Genomic DNA, 22,690 nt, shown 5'->3' with positions numbered 1-22,690 from the left:
GCGCCGTTTAAGGCGCTGCTGAGCCCGACTGATGTTGAAATCTCCGCAATGAGAGGCTCGGCACCGACGTTCGAGAGCATGTGTCACATTGTCTGCAGGTGTGTTGTGCCAAATCATGACCATGCTTGTCTGAACTATTCGTCGCGAGCGGATGCGGAGGTCCAGTGTGCAAGCTGACGGGTGAAGACATCGAGGGGCTGTCCAAAGTCCTGTCGGATGCACTTAATATCAATGACCTGGACACCATCGTTTATGCCAGCCTCGGCGACCGGTTGTTCGATGAGTACGTGCCGACCGGAGATCCCAAACGCGTGACGATCCAGAAGCTGCTGGTGGCCCTGCAGCAGCAGGGCACGACGCATCTCTTTCTCTCTGCCGTTTACTCGCGTCGCCTGAAGAACCAGGACGTCGTGGACGCGATCCGGCGGCTCTGCCCGGAAGCCGCCGTCAGCGGGTCCGACAGTGGAGCCGAGATCGAGGTGCAGCGCGCCGGCCAGCCGCAGGCATCGGGGCCGACCCGGGTGGCGGCGCCGGGCCTGCAACGCAACGTCAGGCCGAATCTCGTCAAGCTCGACATCCACATCTGGGTCGACAAGATTGCGCGGATCGAACGGCAGGTCTGCCGGATCGAGGTCGGAGGCAATGCCGTCGGCACTGGCTTCCTGGTCGGGCCCGAGGTCGTTCTCACCAATTGGCATGTGGTCGAGGGCGTCAGGAAAGTCGGAACGCTGGCCGACCTCGGCTGTCGTTTCGATTATCTGCGTCTTGAAAATGGTGCCCGTCAGCAGGGCGAGCTGGTCGGTCTGCATGCCGACGGCTGCCTGTCCAGCACGCCCTACAGCCCGGCGGAAGCGACGCAGACTCCGGATACGCCGCTGCCCACCGCGGATCAGCTGGATTATGCGCTGTTGCGCTTGGCCGCTCCGATCGGCGAGACGGCGGCAGGCGGCCAGCCTCGCGGCTGGATCAAGCTTCCGACTGAGGTGGCGACGCTGTCACCAGGAGATCCTTTATTGATCGTGCAGCATCCCGATGGTTCGCCGATGAAACTGGCAATGGATACCGACGCCTTCATCAGTACCAACCCGAACGGAACGCGCATTCGCTATACCACCAACACCGAAGCCGGGTCCTCCGGATCGCCGTGCTTCACCATGGAATGGGATCTCGTCGCTCTGCATCATTACGGGGATCCGGCATGGCACAAAACTCCGGCGTATAATCAGGGGGTGCCGGCGACCCTCATTCGGAGCAAGATCGCCGATGACGGCCATCTGAAGTTCCTGGGAGCGTGACCGGAAGGCGGTAATGGCAAAAATTCCGCCCAAAATGCTCGAACCGCTGAGCAACGTGATCGGCGATCAATTCCCGTTTCTCGAGCTCGATGCGATTCTCTATCGCTGTGCGGGCGACCGGATCATCAATGACATTGCCAATGCGGTGGAGCCGCGGCGCGTCATCGCCCGCAAATGCGTCGACCGGGTGGAAGAGCTCGGCATCACCAAGATTTTCCTGGCCTATATCGTGGCCTCACGCGTCGACGTCGCTGATCTGCGCGCCGTGGTTGCCGAGGCCTTCCCGGACGCGCTGATCGAGGTGCCTGATCTGAAGTCGCAGGTCGGAGGCGTCATCTCGGCCCTGGAGCAGGCTCAGCGCAAGCTCGACGACCCGGCGATCAGAAAGGCGATCGGCGAGTCGAAGGAAACACTCGAGTTCGTCGTGCGAGAGCTGTCGCGGCTGGATGGCTACAAGAACCTTCATGACAGCCTGCATCGGATCCAGCTCCGGCAATTCTCCATCCTGCTGTCATCGGCCCGGACGATGGACAAGGATGATGCCCAGATCGACAGCTTGCGCGAATATCAGGAGCAGGTGCAGACGACGGTCGAGTCCGCGCGTCTGACGGTGGGGCGGCTGCCGAACGAACCAGCGGTCAGGTCGCTGGAGCTGAAGTGGATCAATGAGCTTGATGGGGCCGTCACGATCTTCCAGAAGGCGATAGACGACCGCAACGGATCGATGGCGACGCTGGCGGCCTACAAGTTCGCTCGGGTTTTGGAGACCCATCCGCCGCGGCTCAATGAATTGATCTTTGCGGCCGCCAAGGCGTTGCCGCTGGCGCAACTGTCGGCGGCGTTGAAATCGGTCGTTCCGCTTGCGGGGGCGGACGGAGCGGCGATTTCCGACGCCCAGGCTGCGCTCGAAAATCTGGCGGCGGCTTTGCGAAGCCGGGTGGCCGAGCACGACATGTGGCAGGGGATCGACAGCGGATTGTGGTCGCTGGACAAGGTGTTCAGCCAGTCCGCGAACCAGACCGACGATTTCATGTCGCTGTGGCCGGAAACGAGATTGACGGTTCGCACCCTGGCGGACCTTAATCCGGATGCGAAGTGGGCAAAAAACATTCGTGATTATGCTGATCGCATCGAGGATGAGCTCGCCCGCCTCGGCGCAAAGACCGCACCGGTGGATGGCGTGCCGGAGAAAAACAGCCTCGGCCGCCTCTATGATGATTTTCGCCGTTCCGCCCGCATGAGGTTCTTCTATATCGACGAGTTGCTGAAGCAGGACTGCGGTTCGCTCGTCGAAATAGGTGTTCCGCTCCGATCCATAATGAAGGCGCTGTCCGATGACGCTTGAGTCCGAGACGATCGCGGTTGACGGCTTTGGTTCGTTCGAGGAGATGCAGAAGGCGCACCTCGCGCTGATGCGGGCGCTGAAGCCCAACCAGAAAAGCGACGCGGCGCCGTCGGGCGTGCCGGAGATCGCCGCATTCGTGGCGCGGGGCCAGAAGACCGGCGCCGTGCTTGCGAAGGAGACGGAGCGGCAGGCGGCGCAGAACATCCTCGACTATTGGAGCGTGGAGACCATCAGCCTTTCGGACATCAACGAAAAGGAATGGGCGCCGCCGAAACTCGCCCCGTTCGATCAGACCAGGGCGGGCGGCGAGAGCGCTCCGGCGAACGATGAGGCTGCCGCGCAGAAACGTCGCGATGCGCGCAAGCAGATCCAGCTCGCGGCCACGGCACGGCTGTGGCGGGATTCCGGTCGCTCGGAAGGTTATCTTCTGTATGGCCAGGCGATAGAGGATGCATCCGCGTTCGCGGCGTCCGATCCGGATATCGCCGAACTGGTGAAAGCGAGCGAAGCTGCGGCCAAGGCCAGGAAGCGGAATATTTTTCTTACGATGTCTGTCGCGGCTATCATTCTCCTGCTGGTCGCCGGGTTGTGGTTCTCCCTGTGGGATAACGCCAAGAGCAAGGCGCATATCGCTCAGTTGGAAGCCCAGCAATTGGAAAAGCGATCGAATCAGGTCGTGCAAAAGAATGACGCGGACGTGCAGGACCTGCAGACCAAGATCACAGAATTGGAAAAACAACTCAGCAGCCGCAGGGTCGCGGTGTCGGCCGAAATTTCCGAAACGGTGCCCGATGCCGTGCTGAGGGCAGAGGCCAGCGCGCGAATTGCCGGCGGTCAGTCGCCCACCGCCGCCTCGCAGCTGGGGTACATCTGGCTTGGTTCCGATCCACTGCCAAATCTGCAGGATCCGGTGACCTCGGCACCGGTCAAACCGACCGCAGCAACAGTTGGATCAACTTACATCGTGAACAAGAATCTGGTGTTGAGGTCGGGACTGCCGTCACCCGACTACATCCAGACCACCAGCGCGGGCGTTGTTCCGGAGCAGACGGTCGTGACCTTGCGCAGCGCCCCCCAGCCTTACGGGCGCCCCACGCCCGCGAGCCTGCTCAATCCCAAATCGGGCCCGGCGCCAGCAGGCGCACCGGCCGTCTCCCCGACGACCAACCAGTTCTGGGCACAGGTCGAGGTCCAGCCATCTGACAAACCCATCGTTTATGTCGAATATGCCACCGGCGGCGCGGCGGTCGCGCAACCCTTCGTTCAGAAATTGAAGGCGCTGGGCTATCGTATTCCGGGCGTGGAAAGCACCGATCTGGCGAAGGGGCTCAACGAGATCCGCTATTATTACGCCGCCGACAAGACCTCGGCGGAGAAGCTTGTGGCTGATATCAAGGCGATGGGGCCGCAGGGGGCGGTACCGATCCATGTGGTGGATCTCACCGCAAAGGCAGGCTCGAGAAATTTTCCCGGCGTTGTCGAGCTTTGGACCGATCTCTCCGGCGCGGCTCAGTAACGGCGCGGGCATGCCAATCTTGTGCTTGATCCCGTCGGACAGACGGCTCGCCGAACAGAGCGCGGCACGGTAGACTGCGACCTACCACCCCATTGCACGGGCACAACGACAGAGCGGGGCATGCCTGCGGACGCCGGGACGGCGGTCTGTGCCGCGAAGCGCATGGACACGACATGACTGGACAGAGGCGAGATGGATCGGACGTCACAATTGGAGATTGCGAACTGGCTGGTGGGCGCCGGGCTGGCCGGGCTTCCCGAGAACGATCTTGTTCGCGGCTTCTGCGAACGCTGCCGGGATGCAGGGCTGGAGCTGTCGCGCGGACTTGTGTTCATCGACACGCTGGACCCGATTTTCGAGGGACGCGGTTTCCGCTGGACCGACGGCAACGAGGAGGAGAGCGACACCTTCGAATACGGCTCCACCAGCGAGGGCGAGGCGGCGCAGAACTGGCGGCGTTCGATGTTTTACGCCATGCTGGAACAGGGGCACAGCGAACTGCGGATCGATCTCTGCAATCTCGAAGCCTATGACTTCGGCATGATCGGCGACATCGCCGCCAAGGGCCACAAGGATCTCGTTGCCTTCGTGCACCGGTTCGAAACCCGCGACGTCATTGGCGAGATGGATTGCGTTTATTCCTACTGGACGCTGCGCCACCAGGACGGCTTTCATGACCGGGCGTTCGGCGCGTTGCGCGACCTCGTGCCGGTACTCGGGCTTGCGGTCAAGGCCCGTTCGCTCACCCGCGTCGCCCGCACCATCGGTCAGGTCTATCTCGGCCGCGACGCCGCCGCGCGCGTGCTGGGCGGACGCATCTCGCGCGGCGTGGCCGACCGCATCAAGGCCGTGCTGTGGTTTTCCGATCTGCGCAGCTATACCGCCATCAGCGGCGCGATGGAGCCGGCGGAGATCATTCCGTTCCTCAATGACTATGCCGATGCCGCGATCAGCGCGATCCATGATGCGGGCGGTGATGTGCTGAAGCTGATCGGCGACGGCGTGCTGGCGATCTTCAATACCGAGGACCTGGCTATGGCCAAGCATGCGGCGCTGCGTGCGGAGAATCAATTCAGGAAGAATATCCAGGCGATCAATCGTCGCCGGCTCTCGGAAGACAGACCGTCGACCACCGCCTATGTTGGATTGCACGTCGGCGAAGTCTTCTACGGCAATATCGGCAGCGAGGATCGGCTCGACTTCACCGTGGTGGGGCCGGCCGTCAACGAGGTCAGTCGCATTGCGTCGATGTGTAATTCGGTCGATCGTGAACTTCTGATCTCATCGGCGTTTCTGATCGGCCTGGACGCTGAGGGGCGCAACCATTTTGTGTCGACCGGACGTTTTGCATTGCGTGGCATCGGACAGGCGCAGGATCTGTTCACGCTGGATCCGGAGATCAGGAGCGGCGACATGTTGGCCGATCGTTATGATCTTTATTTACAGGCCCAGACGGCGGCGATCGACAACAGCTGAAACGACAAGGCGATATTGCGTTGCCGCATAATTTCTTCCGCGGCGCGGTAGAATCCTAAGCTGCGACCAAAGGGCAATAGCAAATCAAACAAATTTGGCTTTTCAGCATGGCGCGGATCATGTTGAATGCTTCTAATTATCCATCTGGATAACAACAAGAACGCCGCCTGAGCGTTCAGTGGGAAACGATAAAAGGCTGCGCGGTCTCGCGTCCGCGTGGACGGGGAAGAATGAAAGCGACTGATATTGCTGCACCCGACTACTTTCACAAAGTGGTCGATTGCCAGTGGGCTTGTCCCGCACATACGCCAGTTCCCGAATACATCCGGTTGATCGCCGCGGGCCGCTATAGCGATGCCTACATGATCAATTGGCGGTCGAACGTGTTTCCCGGGATTCTGGGGCGCACCTGTGATCGTCCTTGCGAACCGGCGTGCCGCCGCGTTCGCGTCGAGGATGAGCCGGTCGCGATCTGCCGGCTGAAACGCGTCGCCGCTGATTATAAAGACGACGTCACGCGCCGGATGCCACAACCGGCGGCGGTGAAAAACGGCAAACGCATCGCGCTGATTGGTGCGGGCCCTGCCTCGCTGACAGTGGCGCGCGATCTCGCACCGCTCGGTTACACCTGTGTGGTGTATGACGGCGACAAGCGCGCCGGCGGCATGATGCGCTCACAGATTCCGAAATTCCGTCTGCCGGACAGCGTGATCGACGAGGAAACCGGCTTCGTGCTCAATCTCGGCGTCGAATTCCGCGCCGGCACCCGCGTCGAGAGCATGGCAGCCCTGCTTGCGGAGGATTACGACATCGTCGTGGTCGGATCCGGCGCGCCGCGCGGTCGCGATCTCGATATTCCCGGCCGCAAGGAGGCCGCCGGCAATATTCACATCGGCATCGACTGGCTCTCCAGCGTGTCGTTCGATCACATCCACGGCATCGGCAAGCGTGTCATCGTGCTCGGTGGCGGCAACACTGCGATGGACTGCTGCCGGTCCGCGCGTCGGCTTGGCGGCGAAGACGTCAAGGTGGTGGTGCGCTCCGGCTTCGACGAGATGAAAGCCTCGCCCTGGGAAAAGGAAGACGCCGCGCGCGAAGGCATTCCGATCCACAATTTCCTGGTGCCGAAGGAGTTCAAGCACGACGGCGGCAAGCTCACCGGCGTGCTGTTTGAAAAGGTCAAGGCGGAGTTCGACGCCAAGGGCCGCCGCAAGCTGGTGCCGTCAGGCGAGCCTGACGTGCTGTTTGAATGCGACGACGTGCTGGTGGCGGTTGGCCAGGAAAATGCGTTTCCCTGGATCGAGCGCGATGCCGGTATCGCCTTCGACGACCACGGCATGCCAGTGGTCGACAAGGTCACCTTCCAGTCCAGCAACCCGAAGGTGTTTTTCGCTGGCGACGCCGCGTTCGGCCCGAAGAACATCATTTGGGCGGTCGCGCATGGCCACGAAGTGGCGGTGTCGATCGACAAACTCTTGCATGGCGAGGATATCGCTCAGCGTCCGTTACCCGCAGTCACCGTGGTCAACCAGAAAATGGGTATCCACGAGTGGAGCTACAAAAACGAAGTGGTGTTGGACGAGCGTTACGCCGTGCCTCATCAGGACAATGCCACGGCGCTCAGCAGCATCAAGGCCGAGGTCGAACTCGGCTTCGACGCCAAGCTGGCGCTGGCGGAAGCGGGGCGCTGCCTGAACTGCGATGTCGAAACCGTGTTCTCGGCGCCGCTCTGCATCGAATGCGATGCCTGCGTCGACGTCTGCCCGATGGACAGCATCACCTTCACCGAGAATGGTGACGAAGAGGACCTGCGCGGGCGCTTGCGTGCGCCGGCGCTCAATCTGGCCCAGGACATCTACGTGGCCGACGGCCTGAAGACCGGCCGCATCATGGCGAAAGACGAAGACGTCTGCCTGCATTGCGGGTTGTGTGCCGAGCGCTGTCCGACCGGTGCTTGGGACATGAACAAGTTCTATCTGGAAGTCACTCACGCAGGTCCAGCATGCCGCTAGCAGCCGTCAACGACTTCGTCATTCGTTTCGCCAACGTCAACGGCTCCGGCTCGGCCAGCGCCAATGAAATGTTCGCCCGCGCCATCATGCGGATGGGCATTCCGATGGCGCCCCGCAACGTCTTTCCCTCCAACATCCAGGGACTGCCGACCTGGTTCGAAATCCGTGTCACTGAAGCAGGGCATCTCGGTGCCCGCGGCGGCACCGATTTCATGGTGGCGATGAACCCGCAGACCTTCAATGCCGACGTGATCTCGATCGAGCCCGACGGCTATTTGATGTACGATTCGACCCGCGCCATCCCGCCCGGGCAATTGCGCGCGGATATCACCGTGATCGGCATTCCGCTGACCCAGATCTGCAACGCGGAGTATACCGATCCGCGCCAGCGCCAGCTGTTCAAGAACATCATCTGCATCGGCGCGCTGTCGGCGCTGCTCGACATGGACTTTGCCGAGCTCGAGAAGCTGATCGGCGAACAGTACAAAGGCAAGGACAAGCTGATCGCGCCGAACGTGCATGCGCTGCATCTCGGCCGCGAGTATGCCAAGGCCAATTTCGCCTGTCCGATCGGGCTGCGCCTGAAGCGCACCGACAAGGTCGGCGATCGGATCCTGATCGAGGGTAACGCGGCGGCCGCGCTGGGTGCGGTTTATGGCGGCGCCACCGTCTGCGCCTGGTATCCGATTACGCCGTCGTCGTCGCTGGCGGAGGGGTTCGCCAAATACTGCGGGAAATTCCGTCACGATCCGGAAACCAAGCAGGCCCGCTACGCCATCGTGCAGGCGGAGGACGAAATCGCCTCCATCGGCATGGTGATCGGCGCGGCGTGGAATGGCGCGCGTGCCTTTACCGCGACCTCAGGTCCCGGCATCTCGCTGATGCAGGAGTTTCTCGGCTTTGCTTATTTCGCGGAAATTCCCGCTGTCGTATTCGACGTGCAACGCGCCGGTCCCTCCACGGGCATGCCGACCCGGACCCAGCAATGCGACCTGATCAGCTGCGCCTATGCCTCTCACGGCGACACCAAGCATGTGTTGTTGCTGCCTGAGGATGCGACCGAAGCCTTCGAATTCGGCGCCAGCTCTTTCGACTACGCCGACCGGCTGCAGACACCGGTGTTTGTGCTACTCGATCTCGACATCGGCATGAACCATCGGCTGTGCCGGCCGCTCTCCTGGGACGACAGCAAGACCTACGATCGCGGCAAGGTGCTGTCGGCCGAGGATCTCGACAAGGCCAAGGATTTCGGCCGCTATATGGATGTCGACGGCGACGGCATCGGCTATCGCACCTATCCGGGCACCCACCCGACCAAGGGCACCTTCTTCACCCGCGGCACCTCCCATGATGCGCGCGCCCGCTATTCGGAGAATGGTGCGACCTATGTCGACGGCATGCAGCGCCTGCTGCGCAAGCTGGACACCGCCAAGGGCATCCTGCCGAAGCCGCTGCGCAGCAATGCCGACAAGCCGACCCGGTTCGGCGTGATCTATTACGGCTCGACTGCGCCTGCGATGAGCGAGGCGGCGGAAATCCTCGCCAAGCGTGGTCACAGCCTGGACCTGATGCGGATCCGCGCCTTCCCGTTCCACCAGGACGTGGCGAGCTTCATCGCCGATCATGATTTCGTGTTCGTGGTCGAGCAGAACCGCGACGCGCAATTGCGCTCGCTGATCGTCAACGAGCTCGGCATCGATCCGGTGCGCCTGGTGCCGGTGCTGCACTATGACGGCAGCTCGATCACCGCCCGTTTCATTTCCAATACCATCGGCGACCGGCTCGACACGCTGAAAGTCACGCCGCTGCGAAAGGCGCTGTCATGACCTATCTCGCCAAGCCCAAGTTTCACCATCCGTCGCTGCCGAAAAACGAGATCGGCTTCACCCGCCGCGACTACGAGGCCTCCACCTCGACTTTGTGCGCCGGCTGCGGCCACGATTCGATCTCGGCGTCGATCATCGAGGCCTGTTTCGAGCTGTCGATCGAGCCGCATCGGGTGGCGAAGATTTCCGGCATCGGCTGCTCGTCGAAGACGCCCGATTACTTCCTCGGTGCTTCCCACGGCTTCAATTCGGTGCACGGCCGCATGCCGTCGGTGCTGACCGGCGCCAATCTTGCCAACCGCGAATTGATCTATCTCGGCGTCTCCGGCGATGGCGATTCCGCCTCCATCGGGTTCGGCCAGTTCGCCCATTCCGTGCGTCGCGCCGTCAACATGACCTATATCGTCGAAAACAACGGCGTGTATGGCCTGACCAAGGGGCAGTTCTCGGCTACTGCTGACAGGGGATCGAAATCCAAAAAAGGCGCGCTGAACAGCGACTCCTCGATTGATCTCGTCGCGATCGCGCTGCAACTCGGCGCCACCTTCGTGGCCCGCAGCTTCTCCGGCGACAAGGGCCAGCTGGTGCCGTTGATCAAGGCCGCGATCGCTCACAAAGGTGCGGCCTTCATCGACGTGATCTCGCCCTGCATCGCCTTCAACAATCACGCCGGCTCGACCAAGAGCCTGGATTACGTCAGGGAGCACAACGAAGCGGTGAATGCGCTGGATATCATGGTCGGCCGCGATCCCATCACGGTCAATTATGCGCCGGGCAAAGTCGCGGCGGTGACCCAGCACGACGGCTCGGTGCTCAATCTGCGCAAGCTCAACGACGAGTACGATCCGCACGATCGGCTCGCCGCCATGAACTTCCTGCAGCGGCATGCCGCCCAGGGCCAGATCGTGACCGGCCTGCTGTATGTCGAGGCCGATGCTGACGATCTGCACAGCAATCTCGACACGGTCGAGACGCCGCTCAACCAGCTGGACACCGCAGCGCTCTGCCCGGGAGCGTCGGCGCTGGACAAGATCAACGCAAGTCTTCGTTAAAACGAGTCTTCGTTAAAACGTTGCGCTGAATCACGAGCCGCGGTGACGTCAGCCGTGTTGCTTTTGCTGCGCCAGCTGCTCGAAGCTCTCGCGTGCCGCGGCTGCCGCGGCGCGGACATGGCTGTGGGTGGCGGCGCGGGCGCCTTCCGCATCACCGTTTTCCAGGCGCTCGAGCATGGCCGTCATTTCCGCCAGGGAATGGCGGGCGCGGCCAGGCCGCGACATCGAGCGGGCGCGCAGCACGCCAATCCGGGCATTCAGCCCGGCAAGCAGTTCGGTGATGATGCCGTTGCCGCAGCCATTGAGCATGATCCCATAGAAGGCGCCCGTCGAGGCGACGAGGCTGGAGGTGTCGTCACGCGCCATCGCCCGCTCGAACGCCTTCAGTGCCGTGCGCATCCCGGCGAGATCTGCCTTGCTGGCGCGACCGGCAAAGAGAAAGGACGCCTCGCCCTCGACCAGGCTGCGCACATGATAGATCTCCTGCGCTTCCTTCCAGCTGATGTTGGCGACAGACGGGCCCTTGTTGGGCACGATCGTCACCAGCTTTTCGGCGGCAAGCTGGCTCAGCGCCTCGCGGATCGAGGGGCGCGACACGCCCATCCGCTTCGACAGCTCAGCTTCCACCAGCCGCCCGCCAGGCAGCAGGTCGCCGCGGATGATGGCCTGCCGCAGGGTGTCCGCGGCGAGCTCGCGCACCGCGACGGGCGACCTCACAAGCGTCAGGAAATCGGCGGGCTGCTCAGTCATGCCGCGGCCTGCGCGACTTGGCGTGAACGGATGCTGTCGAACACGAGATACTTGCCCTGAAACCACGGCTCCTGCGCCAGGCGGGCGCGCCATGGCGTCGCGCGCGCCTTTGCCCGCGCGTCCGAATCCAGAGCCAGCCGATCGGCGAGGTAATGCAAGGCAAGCCTGTTGTAGCCGTGGGGAGAGCCATCAAGAACATCGAAGCGGCGTGTCCCGATCCACCTCGGATCGTCCAGCAGCAGCGGAACGTGGTCCTCAGCATACCATGAGTCGAATTCCGCGGTGCGTTCAGCCGGCATCTGGAAGAACACGGCATAGAGCACGGGAGCCGACAGCAGTTCGGCACCGGATCGGCCATGCGCCCCGATGGTCCGGCCGATGTAGCGCGTGAAGCCGGAGACCGATCCGAGCATGGCGCGGGTCGTGTCCGAGGGCTGGTTCTTGATCCGGCCGTACTCCGGCGTGGTGAGAGCGTCCGGGGCGTTCATTTCGTACACCGCGAGATAGTTCAGGCTCTGCCCATCGCGGTAGCGCTGGGCGCTGCGAAAGCCCGGCGCGGCCATGCGTAGCGGAATGTGCTCGTGATCGTACCATTCGTTGAACGCCACCTCCTGGTCCCCGGGTGGGGTCATCTCGGAAAAGAGGATCGTCTCGCCCTGCAGATTCATGTCCGCTTCCTATTGACAAATTGTCAGACAATATGATTTACAAACAATACCAAATCGAGGAGACTTTGCCAATGGATCTTTCGATCCGACGTCTGTTGACTGTCGTGGACGACAAATTCCAGGAAGCGGGCCGGCTTGCCGATCCGCTACAACGGAAGGTGGCGGTCATCGCGGTGGTGCCCAATCCGCATGTCGGCCGTTATGTCGAGGATCTGACGCCGCTGATCGAGGCGAGCAGAGGCATCGGAGCGCAGATGGCGAAGGTGGCGCTGGCCGCCATGGGGCCGCACGAGATCCAGAGTTATGGCAAGGGCGGGATCGTTGGCCTGGCCGGCGAACAGGAGCATGCCAATGCGCTCCTTACCACGACCTTCGCCGAGCCGTTTCGTGACGCCATGGGTGGCGCCTCCGCCTGGATTTCGTCGATGACCAAGGTCGCCGCACCTGGCGCGCTGATCGACGTGCCGATGAACGCCAAGACCGATGTCTATGTCCGCTCGCATTATGACGGCATGAGCCTGATGCTGCCCGGCGGTCCGCTGCCGGAAGAGATTGCGCTGATCTTCTGTGTGGCGAACCGCGGGCGACTCAACGCGCGAGTGGGCGGGCTCGGCTATACAGAGTCCGTGAAGGCCTCTGCCGTCCGGCAAGGCTAAATCAGCGACAACTCAGGGATCGCTCCCATGCGCATAGCCCTTGTCAATATCGGCCGCATCGTGTCCGGTGACTGGCGCGAGCCTGTCGTTGCCGGCGATTGCATTGTCTGCGACGGCGGCGCGATCCAGCATGTCGGGAGTGCCGACAAGACCGCGCTCGCCGGTTGCGATGTGATCATCGACGCGGCGGGGACCACGGCGATCCCCGGCCTCATCGACAGCCATGTGCATATTACGTTTGGCGACTACACACCGCGGCAGCGCACCGTCGGCTTTCTGGAAAGTTATCTGCATGGCGGCGTGACGACGGCGATCAGCGCGTCGGAAGTACATGTTCCCGGCCGGCCCAAGGATCCCGCCGGCGTCAAGGCACTGGCGGTTGCGGCGCGCAGGTGTTTTGAGACCTATCGTCCCGGCGGCATGCGGGTGCATGCCGGCGCGGTGATCCTGGAGCCTGGTCTTACCCGGGCGGATCTCGCGGAGATCCGGCAACAGGGCGTGTGGCTGGCCAAGGCCGGCTTCGGCGCTTTTCCGACGCCTTATGACTACGAGGAGACCATCGCCTGGGCGCGCGAGCTCGGCATGATCACCCTGGTCCACACCGGCGGCGCCTCAATTCCGGGCTCATCCGGAATCTGGGCCGATCATCTGCTGCGGCTGCGGCCTCACGTGTCGTTTCACACCAATGGCGGTCCCATCGCCATGCCCGACGCGGACTATCCGCGTCTGGTTTACGAATCCGACATGGCCCTGCAGGTCTGCACCGCCGGCAATCTGCGCACCACGCTGCTCTGCGCCCGGCTGCTCACCGAGGCCGACGCCTTCGCTCGGCTGCTGGTTGCCACCGACACGCCAACCGGCAGCGGCATCATGCCGCTTGGCATGCTCTACACGATCTCCCATCTCGCGAGCCTCGCCGGCATCGCGCCGGAGCTCGCCATTGCGGCGGCGACCGGCAACAACGCGCGCGTCTACGGCCTCAACTCGGGCGTGATCGCGCCGGGGCGTGATGCTGACGTCATCCTGATCGACGCCTGCGCGGGCGGATCGAAAAACGATGCCTGCGCCGCGCTTGCCAATGGCGATATCGCTGCGGTTGGCGCCGTGATCAGCGACGGCGTGCCGCGCTTTGTCGGCCGCTCGCGCAATACGCCCCAAACCATGCACCCGGTCGTCGTTGCCGAGAACAGGATCCTTCACGACTTCGCAGCGCCTGCGCATTAACGCGGATTGCGGAGCGAGGACGACTGCAAAAAAGAAATCGATGAGTTCGATGCGCGTCAACGCCGAGCAGATCGCTTGCGCGCTGACGTGACAAAGAGAATTCATGCCAGCGGGCTTGAGAGGCTTGAAATGAGCGTTGTCGAGAAAGACATCCCGGCGCTGGTCAGTGCGGCCGCGGGCAACAGCTACAGCACGCGGCGTTGGCTTGTCGCTGCGATCCTGTTCCTGACCGTGATCGCCGGCTTCTTCGACCGGATCAGCATCGCCGTTCTCTTTACCGATACCGAGTTCCAGACTGCGATGGGCACCGGGTTTGACCCGGCGCGGCTCGGGCTTCTGATGACCAGTTTCCTGATCGCCTATGGTCTGTCGAACGTTGTCCTGAGCGCGCTCGTCGATCTGTTCGGTCCAAGCCGCACGCTCAATGTCAGCGTTGTCGTGTGGGGCGTGCTGATGGCATTGATGGGATGTGCCGGATCATTTGCCATGATGATCACGCTTCGTGCGCTGCTGGGTCTCGCCGAGGGGCCGCAGTTCAGCATTGCCAATGCCGTGGTCGCGCGCTGGTTTCCGCCGCACCAGCGGGCGCGCGCGAACGCGATGTGGACCGTCGGCAGCCCGTTGGGCTCGGCGATCGGTTTCCCGGTCACGACGTGGCTGGTGACGGCCTATGGCTGGCGCGAGTCGTTTTTCGCACTCGCAGTCCTCAACCTTGTCGTGATCCTGCCGCTGACATTGCTGTATGTGCGTGACCGGGCGCCGGGCATGCCGGTTGCCCCTTCCGCTGTGCCGGGCCGGCCGCAACTGAGCTATCGGGAGGGTGTCAGGCTGTTCGTGACCGACTGGCGCTACTGGCTTGTCGTTGTCGCGTCCTGCGGCACCCTGATCTATCTCTGGGGCCTGAACAGCTGGCTGCCGAGCTACCTCATCAAGCAGCGGCACCTGGCGCCCACGCAGGCCGGCATCTACGCCGCACTGCCTTTCATTCTTGTCGTTGTCGGTCAGATCGGCGGGTCCTATCTCTCCGATTGGCTGGGCAAGCGGGCCGTGATCGCCGGCGTCGGTCTGATGATGTCCGGCATCCTGATGTATTTCGTGTCCCTGATGCCCACCCCGCAAACCGCGGCGTTGATGATCGGCCTCAGCGGATTGTTCTGGGGCATGGTGACGCCCGTCAGCTATGCCTTGATCATGGACATCGTGCCGGAAGGCGCGGTCGCCACCGCCGTTGGTTTCAAGAACGGTCTCAGCAATCTCGTCGGTGCGCTGGCGCCGGTGACGATGGGGATCGTGGTGTCCCGCACCGGCAGTTTCGATGCGGCCTTCCTCGTGCTGGTCGCGGCCACGGCGATCGGCGGTTTGCTGATGGTTCCCTTGATGCGTGCGCATTAAGCCCGAAAGGACAAATCATATGACCAAGCCATCTGATCTTCCCGTCCTCATCGCGGGCGGCGGGCCTGTCGGGATCATCACGGCGCTGGCGCTTGCCCGGCGCGGCATTCCCGTGCGCGTCTTCGAGGCTGCTGCCACTGTCAGTGATGCGCCACGGGCGTCGACCCTGCATCCCGCAACCCTGGAGATGCTGGCTGCGCTCGACCTGATGGATGAGATCATCGCACGGGGGCTCGTCGCCCGGACCTTTCAGTTCTGGGATCGTCCCGGCCGGCAGCTGATTACCGAGTTCGATCACGACATTCTCAAAGACGACACGCAATATCCCTTCGTCGTGCAGTGCGAGCAGCACAAGATCGCCAACATGGGAATTGCGCGTTTGCGCGATTTTCCGCACGCCCAGTTGCACATGACATCGCCCGTCAGCTCCGTTGAAGATCGGGGCGACAGAGTTGTCATCACGGTGCAGACCGAGCGGGGCATCGAGACCCACGAAGGCTGTTACCTGGTGGGCGCCGACGGCGGCCGCTCGACCGTGCGCAAGGCGCTGGGAATAAATTTCGAAGGCTACACCTTCCCCGAACGCTTTCTCGTGCTCACCACGTTGTTTGATTTTGCCACCGAATTCGGCGCGGCCTTCCGCTGCTACTTCTCCGACCCCGATGAGTGGACCAACCTGTTCAAGGTCTCCGGCGACGATGGCCTCGGCCGGTGGCGTGTGGTGTTTCCGACCATCCCCGGGCAGACGGATGATGAAGTGCTCAGCGATGTCGCGGCCGAAGCCCGTCTTCAGAAGTTCTTTCCGAAGGACGGTTGCTACGAGATCGTTCACAAGAATCTCTACAACGTGCATCAGCGGGTGGCGGCGAGTTTCCGCCAGGGACGCGTCTTCCTCGCCGGCGATTCCGCCCACGTGAACAATCCGATCGGCGGCCTCGGGCTGAATTGCGGCATCCACGACGCGGTCTATCTCGCCAACCTGCTGTCGGGCGTGCTGCACGGAGAGCGGCCGCAGGATGATCTTGCGCAGTACGACGCCGTTCGGCGGCCCTTGAACGTCGAATATGTCCAGCAGCAGACCATCGCCAACAAGAAACGCCTCGAAGAGAAAGACGAGGCGGCACGTTCAGCGAGTTTTGCTGCTTTGCGTGCCACGGCGTCCGATCCGAAATCGCACCGGGCGTTTCTGATGCGAACGTCACTTCTCGAAAGCGTGCGGCGATAGCGGCGAACAACAAGATTTTGAGGGGAAGCTCGGGAGGGGAAGGCGCCTGCAGGATGAACCGCAGGCGCGCGGGGCTGGGCGGCGCGAGGATCAAGCGTCGGCCGAACGATGGAGTGAGGTGATGTATTCTCGAAGAACGACTTTGTGTCTCGGCGCCGGATTGGGGGCGACGGCGTTTGTTCCTCGCGCCTTTGCGCAGCAATGGCCGCAAAAGCTGGTGACCGTGATCGTGCCCTATGCCGCCGGCGGCAACACCGACGGCATCGCGCGCATGACGGCACAGCGCTTGAGCGAGGCTTTCGGCAAGGCGTTTGTGGTGGAGAACCGTGCCGGCGCGGGCGGGGCCATCGCCGCGGAAGCCGCCGCCAGGGCGCCGGCGGATGGCTACACCCTGTTCATCGCGCCGCTGCCGGTGATGGCGATCATGCCTGCGATCAACAAGGTGCGGTTCGATGCGCGGAAAAATTTCGCGCCGATCAGCAATATTGCCACCAATCCGTTCGCGCTCGTCGTGAACAAGGATCTTCCGGTCAAGACGCTCAAGGAGTTCGTCGACTATGTGCGGGCTCGCAAGGGCGAACTCGCTTACGGATCGGCCGGCATCGGCAGCTTGAATCATCTGTCGATGGCGCTGTTTCTCAAGCAGGCGGGTCTGGAGATGACGCATGTGCCCTACAAGGGCAATGCGCCGGCGCTGGCGGACGTCATCGGCGGGCAGATCCCGGCGATGTTCTCGAACCTCTCCGACGCCCTGCCGCAGGCCAATGGCGGCACCGTGAGAATGCTTGCGGTGTCCGGCGACGCGCGGGCACCGCTGGCGCCTCAGGTGCCGACGGTTGCGGAATCCGGTTATCCCGGTTTCAGGGCGTTGACCTGGAACGGCCTGATGGCGCCGGCCGGCACGCCGGCTGACATCATCGACCGGATCGCGAAGGAGATCGCCACCGCCGTCAAGGATCCGGCATTCGCCCGCAGGCTGACGGAGTATGGCGCCGATCCGCTCGGCAATACGCCGGAGGAATACAAGGCGATGCTGGCGAGCGACATCACGATCTGGACCGAAGCGGTCAAGGCCGCCGGCGTGGAGCAGCAGTAAGGCTCGACGCCGCTCGCCGGCGGCTGCCGGTCGAACTCACCGCGCCGCCCGGCTCCAGGTCTCGCTGCCGCACAGCGCGCCGACGCAGCCTTTGACCTCCAGCCGTCCGGCATCGATCTGGGTCACGGTGCTGGCATAGCTCTGGCCGTCATCTGCATTGTAGATGCGGCCGGACCAGGCGTTCGGCGCCGACGGCTTCATATCCATGAACAGCTGGATGCCGATGATCGGCCGCGTCCGCAGCGCGGGATTCTGGTTCTTGTTGTCGGCTTGGGCCTTGCCGGTGGCGCTGTCGATCGGGTCGCGCAGCCAGATCACTTTGCCACAGAGCGCGCCGCCGCAGCGGCTGACCTGCACCTTGGCATCGCCGGCCTGGGTCACCCAGACCCCGGCCGGGCTGGCATCCGGCGCCGCGTGGGCGACGCCGACGGCGTTGGTCAGCAGAAGGGCAGCAGTCAGGACAAACGAGGCGGCAAGGGCGGCAGGTGGACGAACGTCGATTCGCATGGGAGGAGGCCATTCAAATGAGAGGGGCGGGCAGGTTGCTGCCCGGTTTGGGAGGGGGTGAAGCTATTCCAAGGGGTTAGAAGTGTGATGGTATGTCCGAAGGGCGACCCAGCCTGTCCACCACCTTGCCTGAGGTGGATTGCCTGAAGATGATTTGGGGACATCCGGATGCGTCGCTTATAAGTGCGTCACCTGCAAGTACGTCATGAAGTGCGTCATTTGGGCGCGGCACGCGGTACACGTCAAATAGGCTTTGGGGGAAATCGGGACTCGAACCGGGAACACAAGCATATCCGGCATGGTCTTATCAAGATCGCGAAACCAAAGGTAACGATGCCGCGTATCGGCCGTATAGAGCGCCTAGAAGGCCTTCCAGGCAGGGGATTTCAGGTGACAGCGACCGGTCAGGACTCGTTCTACCAAAGTGTACCGGTCTTTCACGGCTTCAAGAACCTGATGGATCCGGCGCTCTATCTGCCGCTGCCGGATGACTGGCTCGTCGGTGTCGCCGACATCGTTGATTCGACCAAAGCCATTGCCGACAAGCGCTACAAGGCCGTGAACATGGCTGGCGCGGCTGTCATCGCCGCGGTCACCAATGCGCTCGAAGGTCGTGAATTCCCGTTTGTGTTCGGCGGCGACGGTGCCGGTTTCGCGGTCGCGCCGCGTGATGCGGATCTCGTTCGGGACGCGCTGGCGTCGACCGCAAGCTGGGTGCGGCAGGATCTCGACCTCGCGATGCGGGTCGCGCTGGTGCCGGTCAGGGATGTTCGTGCGCAGGGGCTCGATGTGCGGGTCGCGCGTTACGCGCCGTCGCCTTATGTCTCCTATGCGATGTTTTCCGGTGGCGGGCTCGGATGGGCCGAGAGTGCGATGAAGCGCGGCGAGTTCACGGTGGCGCCTGCCGCGCCCGGCACCTTGCCCGATCTCACCGGATTGTCGTGCCGGTTCGAGGAGATCCCGGCCCGGCAAGGCCAGATCGTGTCGGTTCTGGTGGTGCCGGACAAGGATGCCGCGCCGGATGCCTTCCGCCGCGTGGTCGAGGACGTCATCGCACTGGTCGAACGCAGCCCGGACGCCGGCCGTCCTGTGCCGTCGGCCGGTCCACCGCTGCGCTGGCCGCCGCAGGGTCTCGAGTACGAAGCGCGCGCCGCCCACAAGGGCCCGCTGGTGTTGCGTCGGATCTCGGTGCTGGGATGGACGCTGTTCGCTTTTGTCATCATGCGTTTCGGCATCAGCGTCGGCGGCTTCGTGCCGAAGACGTATGTGGAGCAGGCGGTCGCGAACTCGGATTTCCGTAAATTTGACGATGCGCTGCGCATGGTTCTCGACTGCACGCCGGAGCTTGCGCAGGAGCTCGAGGATCGCCTCGCAGCCGCCGCTGCTGCCGGCACCATCCGCTACGGCGTGCATCGCCAGGATGCTGCGATGATGACATGCTTCACGCCGGCGGCGAGCCGCAGCGATCATGTGCATTTCATTGATGGTGCGCGCGGCGGCTATGCGTCGGCGGCGACGGCACTGAAAGCTGCTGCGGCGAGCTAACTCCGCGCACCCCATGGCGTCAGCTTCACCGCGGTGACGCACGACAAGCCGAGCAGCACCATGGAGCAGGCGGCGAGGATGAAGAAGCTGGTGGCGCTGGCGCCGATGGCGACCAGCCAGCTGCCCCCGATGATGATGAAAATGAGCCGCGCGGTTTGCGCCAGCACCGGGCCGATAATCTTCGCCGCGCCTTGAGAGGCGAAATACAGCGCGATGTTGAGCCCAATGAACGCATAGAACGGCGCTGCGATCCCGAGGTATTGATAACTCGCGGCGCGCACGCCGGGATCGTCGGTGAAGATGCTGACCCACAGCCAGGGGAAGGCCGCGAAGATCGTCCCGGCCACCGCCACCCCGGCAAATGCGATGGTGCCGCCGGTCCAGGCGACGCGCCGGGCTCGCTTGATGCGTCCGGCGCCGACCGCCATGCCGACCATCGGCACCGAGGCGACGCCGATCGCGAAGGCGATCGAGGTCAGCATGAATTCGAGCCGCGCGCCGATGCCGTAGCCGGCCAGCACTTCGGTGCCAAAGCGCGCCAGCATGTGGGTGAAAATGGTGATCGCCAGCACGCCCTGCAGCGGCGAGAAGCAGGCGACGGCGCCCACTTTCAGAATGTCGAAAAACATCTCGCGCCGGAATTTGAACGGGGCTGCGGTAAGATTGAGCCGGCTGCGGCCGCTGAGCAGATACCATGAGCTGATCGTCGAGCCGGTGGCGTAGGCGATCAGCGTGCCGCAGGCGACGCCGCGCATGCCGAACTGCGGAATGGGTCCGACGCCCAGAGCCAGCGCGCCGCCGAGCACGATCTGGATGGTGGCGGAGAGCAGAATGAGTGCAGAGGGCAACTTCATGTTGCCGGTGCCGCGCAAGATCGAGGTCAGCGTATTCATTAGCCAGGGGATGATGGCGCCGCCGAAGAAGATCTCGATGTAGCCGATCGCTTCAGTCAGCACCCGGCCGCGGCCGCCCAGCAATTCCAGCAGATACGGGCCGAATGTCAGCATGCCCACGGTGAAGGCGAGCCCGAAGCAGGCGCCGATCATGATGGCATGGATGGCGAGCTCCGAGGCGCGCTCCACGTTCCCAGCGCCGAGCGAGCGTGCGATCGCCGAGGCCACGCCGCCACCCATCGCGCCGCCGGACATGGTCATGGTGAGGATGACAAAGGGAAACACCAGTGCCATCGCGGCAAGCGGTTCGATGCCGAGCCGGCCGATGTAGGAAGTCTCCGCAATCGCAACGCAGACACCGACACTCAGTGCCACCACATTGGGCGCGGCCAGCTTGAGCAGCGTCGACAGCAGCGGGCCGTCCAGCAGCGGATTTGGGGCGGGAGAAATTGATGGTGCGAGCGGAAGCGGTTCGATCGCCTGCAGCTCCGCCACTCCCAGATCCGTCATTGCCTCTCCCCGGTGCGCGGCCTTTTCAACAGCGGCGACGCTTGTTTTGAACGATCATATGACAGGCCTCATGCCGTCCGGGCAAGGCGGCTGAGAGTCCGATGATGCGTAAACGGATACGAGCTATGCGCGGGTCACGGCACGCGTGGTCGGATCATCGTTGATGTCGCAGAACTCGCGTCACCACGGCAGTCCGCAGAGATCGATCACGCCCTTGCGCGGCTTCTGCACCAGATCGAACACGAATGGTGCGAGCGCATCGAAGCGGCCGTGGCCAGCAGGCTGTTCGGCGAGAATTTCGCCCTCGAACGGGTGCCAGCCGCGCGCACTGTAGAATGCAAAATTGTGCGGCTCGCAGAACAACAATGCGAAGCCGAGCGATCCCTCGTGCTTCAGGGTCTGCAGAGCGGCATTGAGCGCGATGGTGGCAAGGCCCTGGCGGCGATGATCGGGACGGGTCGCCACGCCGCTGATGCCGCCGACGTGCGCGGGACGGCCGTTCAGCGTTGCCCGCCGGCGCAGCATGCCGACATGGCAAACCAGGCCCTGATCTTCCGCTTCCACCAGCACGCGAAAATCGGCAGGGGCCATCGGGATCTGTCCCCACGGCAGGGTTGCCTTGACCTCGGGCGGCCATACGGCGCTGAGCAGCGGCTCCGCCATCGGCCACGATGCGTCGCCGTTCAAAATTTCAATGTCGATACTCATGTGCTGTCCGGTTTATATTTCTTCCTGCGAATTAATCGCAACTACAGGGGTGTTCGCGGCACAGCCGCTGTCCCAAATCGAACGAGTGCCCAACTTCGCAGCTTGACCGCGGCTTCGGTGGAAAATTCTTGCGATGTTTGTCGGTGTCGTGACGCAAGCTGGCGGTTGGCCGCGGCGCTCCCATATTCACTTCGCCCGGAAACTTCTGTAACGGTTCCGTGTTGACAGATCGTCTCCCATTATCGCGGACATCCCCCCATGACCTTCAAACTCCCCGACCTGCCTTATGCCCACGATGCGCTCCAGCCGTATATGTCGAAAGAAACGCTGGAATTCCATCACGACAAGCATCACCAGGCTTATGTCACCAATGGCAATAACTTGCTCAAAGGCACCGAATTCGAGAACAAATCGCTCGAAGAGATTGTGAAGGGATCGTTCGGCAAGAATGCGCCGCTCTTCAACAATGCCGGCCAGCACTACAACCATCTGCACTTCTGGAATTGGCTGAAGCCGAACGGCGGCGGCGACAAGCTGCCGGGCAAGCTGCAGAAGCAGATCGATTCCGATCTTGGCGGTTTCGCCAAGTTCAAGGAAGACTTCGTCGCCGCGGGCGTCGGTCAGTTCGGCTCCGGCTGGGCCTGGCTCTCGGTCAAGAACGGCAAGCTCGAAATCTCCAAGACACCGAACGGCGAAAGCCCGCTGGTGCATGGCGCGACCCCGATCCTCGGCGTCGACGTCTGGGAGCACTCCTACTACATCGACTACCGCAACCGCCGTCCGGACTATCTGAAGGCGTTCGTCGACAATCTCGTCAACTGGGAATACGTCGAAGAGCTGTACAGCAAGGCGGGCTGAGTCTCTTCATCTTCGTAGTCTCGCAGGCAAGGCGGTCCCGGATCGGGGCCGCCTTTTTGCTTGCGGGTTTGGATCTCTCGGCGCTTGCGATTGCGGATGGATTGCGGCACGACATGTCGATGACGGTGCCATCATC

At 62.9% G+C, this 22,690-nt stretch carries 19 protein-coding genes; 14 read left to right on the top strand and 5 right to left on the bottom strand.

The genetic code is table 11. The features are described from left to right. The first annotated feature begins 164 nt into the window (after positions 1 to 164). The 7 genes from RS897_RS03740 (at position 165) to RS897_RS03710 (ending at position 10,522) form a co-directional block, all read left to right on the top strand. The gene (locus RS897_RS03740) at positions 165 to 1,295 is read left to right on the top strand and encodes a trypsin-like serine peptidase (RefSeq protein ID WP_315835256.1); all 1,131 of its coding nucleotides are present in this window, start codon (positions 165 to 167) and stop codon (positions 1,293 to 1,295) included. A gap of 13 nt (positions 1,296 to 1,308) precedes the next feature. Continuing rightward, positions 1,309 to 2,640, top strand: coding sequence for a 2-hydroxyacyl-CoA dehydratase family protein (locus RS897_RS03735; protein ID WP_315835255.1), 1,332 nt, complete (start codon positions 1,309 to 1,311; stop codon positions 2,638 to 2,640). Then, positions 2,630 to 4,156, top strand: a complete 1,527-nt coding sequence (locus RS897_RS03730; RefSeq protein ID WP_315835254.1) for a hypothetical protein — start codon at positions 2,630 to 2,632, stop codon at positions 4,154 to 4,156. The genes RS897_RS03735 and RS897_RS03730 overlap by 11 nt, the downstream gene beginning before the upstream one ends. 192 nt (positions 4,157 to 4,348) lie before the next feature. Then, positions 4,349 to 5,632, top strand: a complete 1,284-nt coding sequence (locus RS897_RS03725; protein ID WP_315835253.1) for an adenylate/guanylate cyclase domain-containing protein — start codon at positions 4,349 to 4,351, stop codon at positions 5,630 to 5,632. Between the two features lie 230 nt (positions 5,633 to 5,862). After that, positions 5,863 to 7,644 (top strand): FAD-dependent oxidoreductase, encoded by a 1,782-nt coding sequence (locus tag RS897_RS03720; RefSeq protein ID WP_315835252.1) that lies wholly within the window; start codon positions 5,863 to 5,865, stop codon positions 7,642 to 7,644. Then, positions 7,635 to 9,470, top strand: coding sequence for a 2-oxoacid:acceptor oxidoreductase subunit alpha (locus tag RS897_RS03715; protein WP_315835251.1), 1,836 nt, complete (start codon positions 7,635 to 7,637; stop codon positions 9,468 to 9,470). Before RS897_RS03720 ends, RS897_RS03715 begins: the two co-directional genes overlap by 10 nt. Beyond that, positions 9,467 to 10,522, top strand: a complete 1,056-nt coding sequence (locus RS897_RS03710; protein WP_315835250.1) for a 2-oxoacid:ferredoxin oxidoreductase subunit beta — start codon at positions 9,467 to 9,469, stop codon at positions 10,520 to 10,522. The genes RS897_RS03715 and RS897_RS03710 overlap by 4 nt, the downstream gene beginning before the upstream one ends. A 48-nt stretch (positions 10,523 to 10,570) precedes the next feature. On the opposite strand, the gene RS897_RS03705 is transcribed toward RS897_RS03710, so the two are convergent. Both RS897_RS03705 and RS897_RS03700 read right to left on the bottom strand, forming a co-directional pair. Beyond that, positions 10,571 to 11,272, bottom strand: a complete 702-nt coding sequence (locus tag RS897_RS03705; RefSeq protein ID WP_315835249.1) for a GntR family transcriptional regulator — start codon at positions 11,270 to 11,272, stop codon at positions 10,571 to 10,573. Further along, complete coding sequence (locus RS897_RS03700; protein ID WP_315835248.1) at positions 11,269 to 11,940, bottom strand: DUF4286 family protein; 672 nt, start codon at positions 11,938 to 11,940, stop codon at positions 11,269 to 11,271. The genes RS897_RS03705 and RS897_RS03700 overlap by 4 nt, the downstream gene beginning before the upstream one ends. Before the next feature lie 71 nt (positions 11,941 to 12,011). Between RS897_RS03700 and RS897_RS03695 the strand changes: the two genes are divergently transcribed. The 5 genes from RS897_RS03695 to RS897_RS03675 all read left to right on the top strand — a co-directional run bounded on the left by RS897_RS03695 (position 12,012) and on the right by RS897_RS03675 (position 17,533). Beyond that, entirely contained in the window at positions 12,012 to 12,596 is a 585-nt protein-coding gene (locus RS897_RS03695; RefSeq protein ID WP_315835247.1) for an amino acid synthesis family protein, read from the top strand. Positions 12,597 to 12,623: 27 nt separating this feature from the next. Next, a complete protein-coding gene (locus RS897_RS03690; RefSeq protein ID WP_315835246.1) occupies positions 12,624 to 13,820 on the top strand; it encodes an amidohydrolase family protein in 1,197 nt (398 codons plus the stop codon). Between the two features lie 129 nt (positions 13,821 to 13,949). Next, positions 13,950 to 15,212, top strand: a complete 1,263-nt coding sequence (locus RS897_RS03685) for an MFS transporter (RefSeq protein WP_315835245.1) — start codon at positions 13,950 to 13,952, stop codon at positions 15,210 to 15,212. 19 nt (positions 15,213 to 15,231) lie between these two features. Further along, positions 15,232 to 16,437, top strand: a complete 1,206-nt coding sequence (locus RS897_RS03680; RefSeq protein WP_315835244.1) for an FAD-dependent oxidoreductase — start codon at positions 15,232 to 15,234, stop codon at positions 16,435 to 16,437. A gap of 121 nt (positions 16,438 to 16,558) precedes the next feature. Then, positions 16,559 to 17,533 carry a Bug family tripartite tricarboxylate transporter substrate binding protein gene (locus tag RS897_RS03675; protein WP_315835243.1) on the top strand — a complete coding sequence of 325 codons (975 nt, stop codon included), beginning with the start codon at positions 16,559 to 16,561 and terminating at the stop codon, positions 17,531 to 17,533. Between the two features lie 36 nt (positions 17,534 to 17,569). Here RS897_RS03675 and RS897_RS03670 read toward each other — a convergent pair whose 3' ends face one another. Then, a complete protein-coding gene (locus RS897_RS03670) occupies positions 17,570 to 18,040 on the bottom strand; it encodes a DUF2147 domain-containing protein (protein ID WP_315835242.1) in 471 nt (156 codons plus the stop codon). Positions 18,041 to 18,430: 390 nt separating this feature from the next. Between RS897_RS03670 and RS897_RS03665 the strand changes: the two genes are divergently transcribed. Then, positions 18,431 to 19,585, top strand: a complete 1,155-nt coding sequence (locus tag RS897_RS03665; protein ID WP_315835241.1) for a DUF3095 domain-containing protein — start codon at positions 18,431 to 18,433, stop codon at positions 19,583 to 19,585. On the opposite strand, the gene RS897_RS03660 is transcribed toward RS897_RS03665, so the two are convergent. Together RS897_RS03660 and RS897_RS03655 are read right to left on the bottom strand one after the other, a co-directional pair. Further along, positions 19,582 to 20,988, bottom strand: coding sequence for an MATE family efflux transporter (locus RS897_RS03660; protein ID WP_315835240.1), 1,407 nt, complete (start codon positions 20,986 to 20,988; stop codon positions 19,582 to 19,584). The genes RS897_RS03665 and RS897_RS03660 overlap by 4 nt on opposite strands. A gap of 180 nt (positions 20,989 to 21,168) precedes the next feature. Next, entirely contained in the window at positions 21,169 to 21,696 is a 528-nt protein-coding gene (locus tag RS897_RS03655) for a GNAT family N-acetyltransferase (protein WP_315835239.1), read from the bottom strand. Between the two features lie 258 nt (positions 21,697 to 21,954). Between RS897_RS03655 and RS897_RS03650 the strand changes: the two genes are divergently transcribed. Further along, the gene (locus RS897_RS03650) at positions 21,955 to 22,554 is read left to right on the top strand and encodes a superoxide dismutase (protein ID WP_315835238.1); all 600 of its coding nucleotides are present in this window, start codon (positions 21,955 to 21,957) and stop codon (positions 22,552 to 22,554) included. Positions 22,555 to 22,690 lie beyond the last annotated feature (136 nt).

The organism is Bradyrhizobium prioriisuperbiae, from assembly GCF_032397745.1.
GTDB lineage: Bacteria > Pseudomonadota > Alphaproteobacteria > Rhizobiales > Xanthobacteraceae > Bradyrhizobium_A > Bradyrhizobium_A prioriisuperbiae.
Note: the sequence above shows the minus strand (reverse complement) of the source record. Positions and strands in the feature narration are given on the sequence as shown.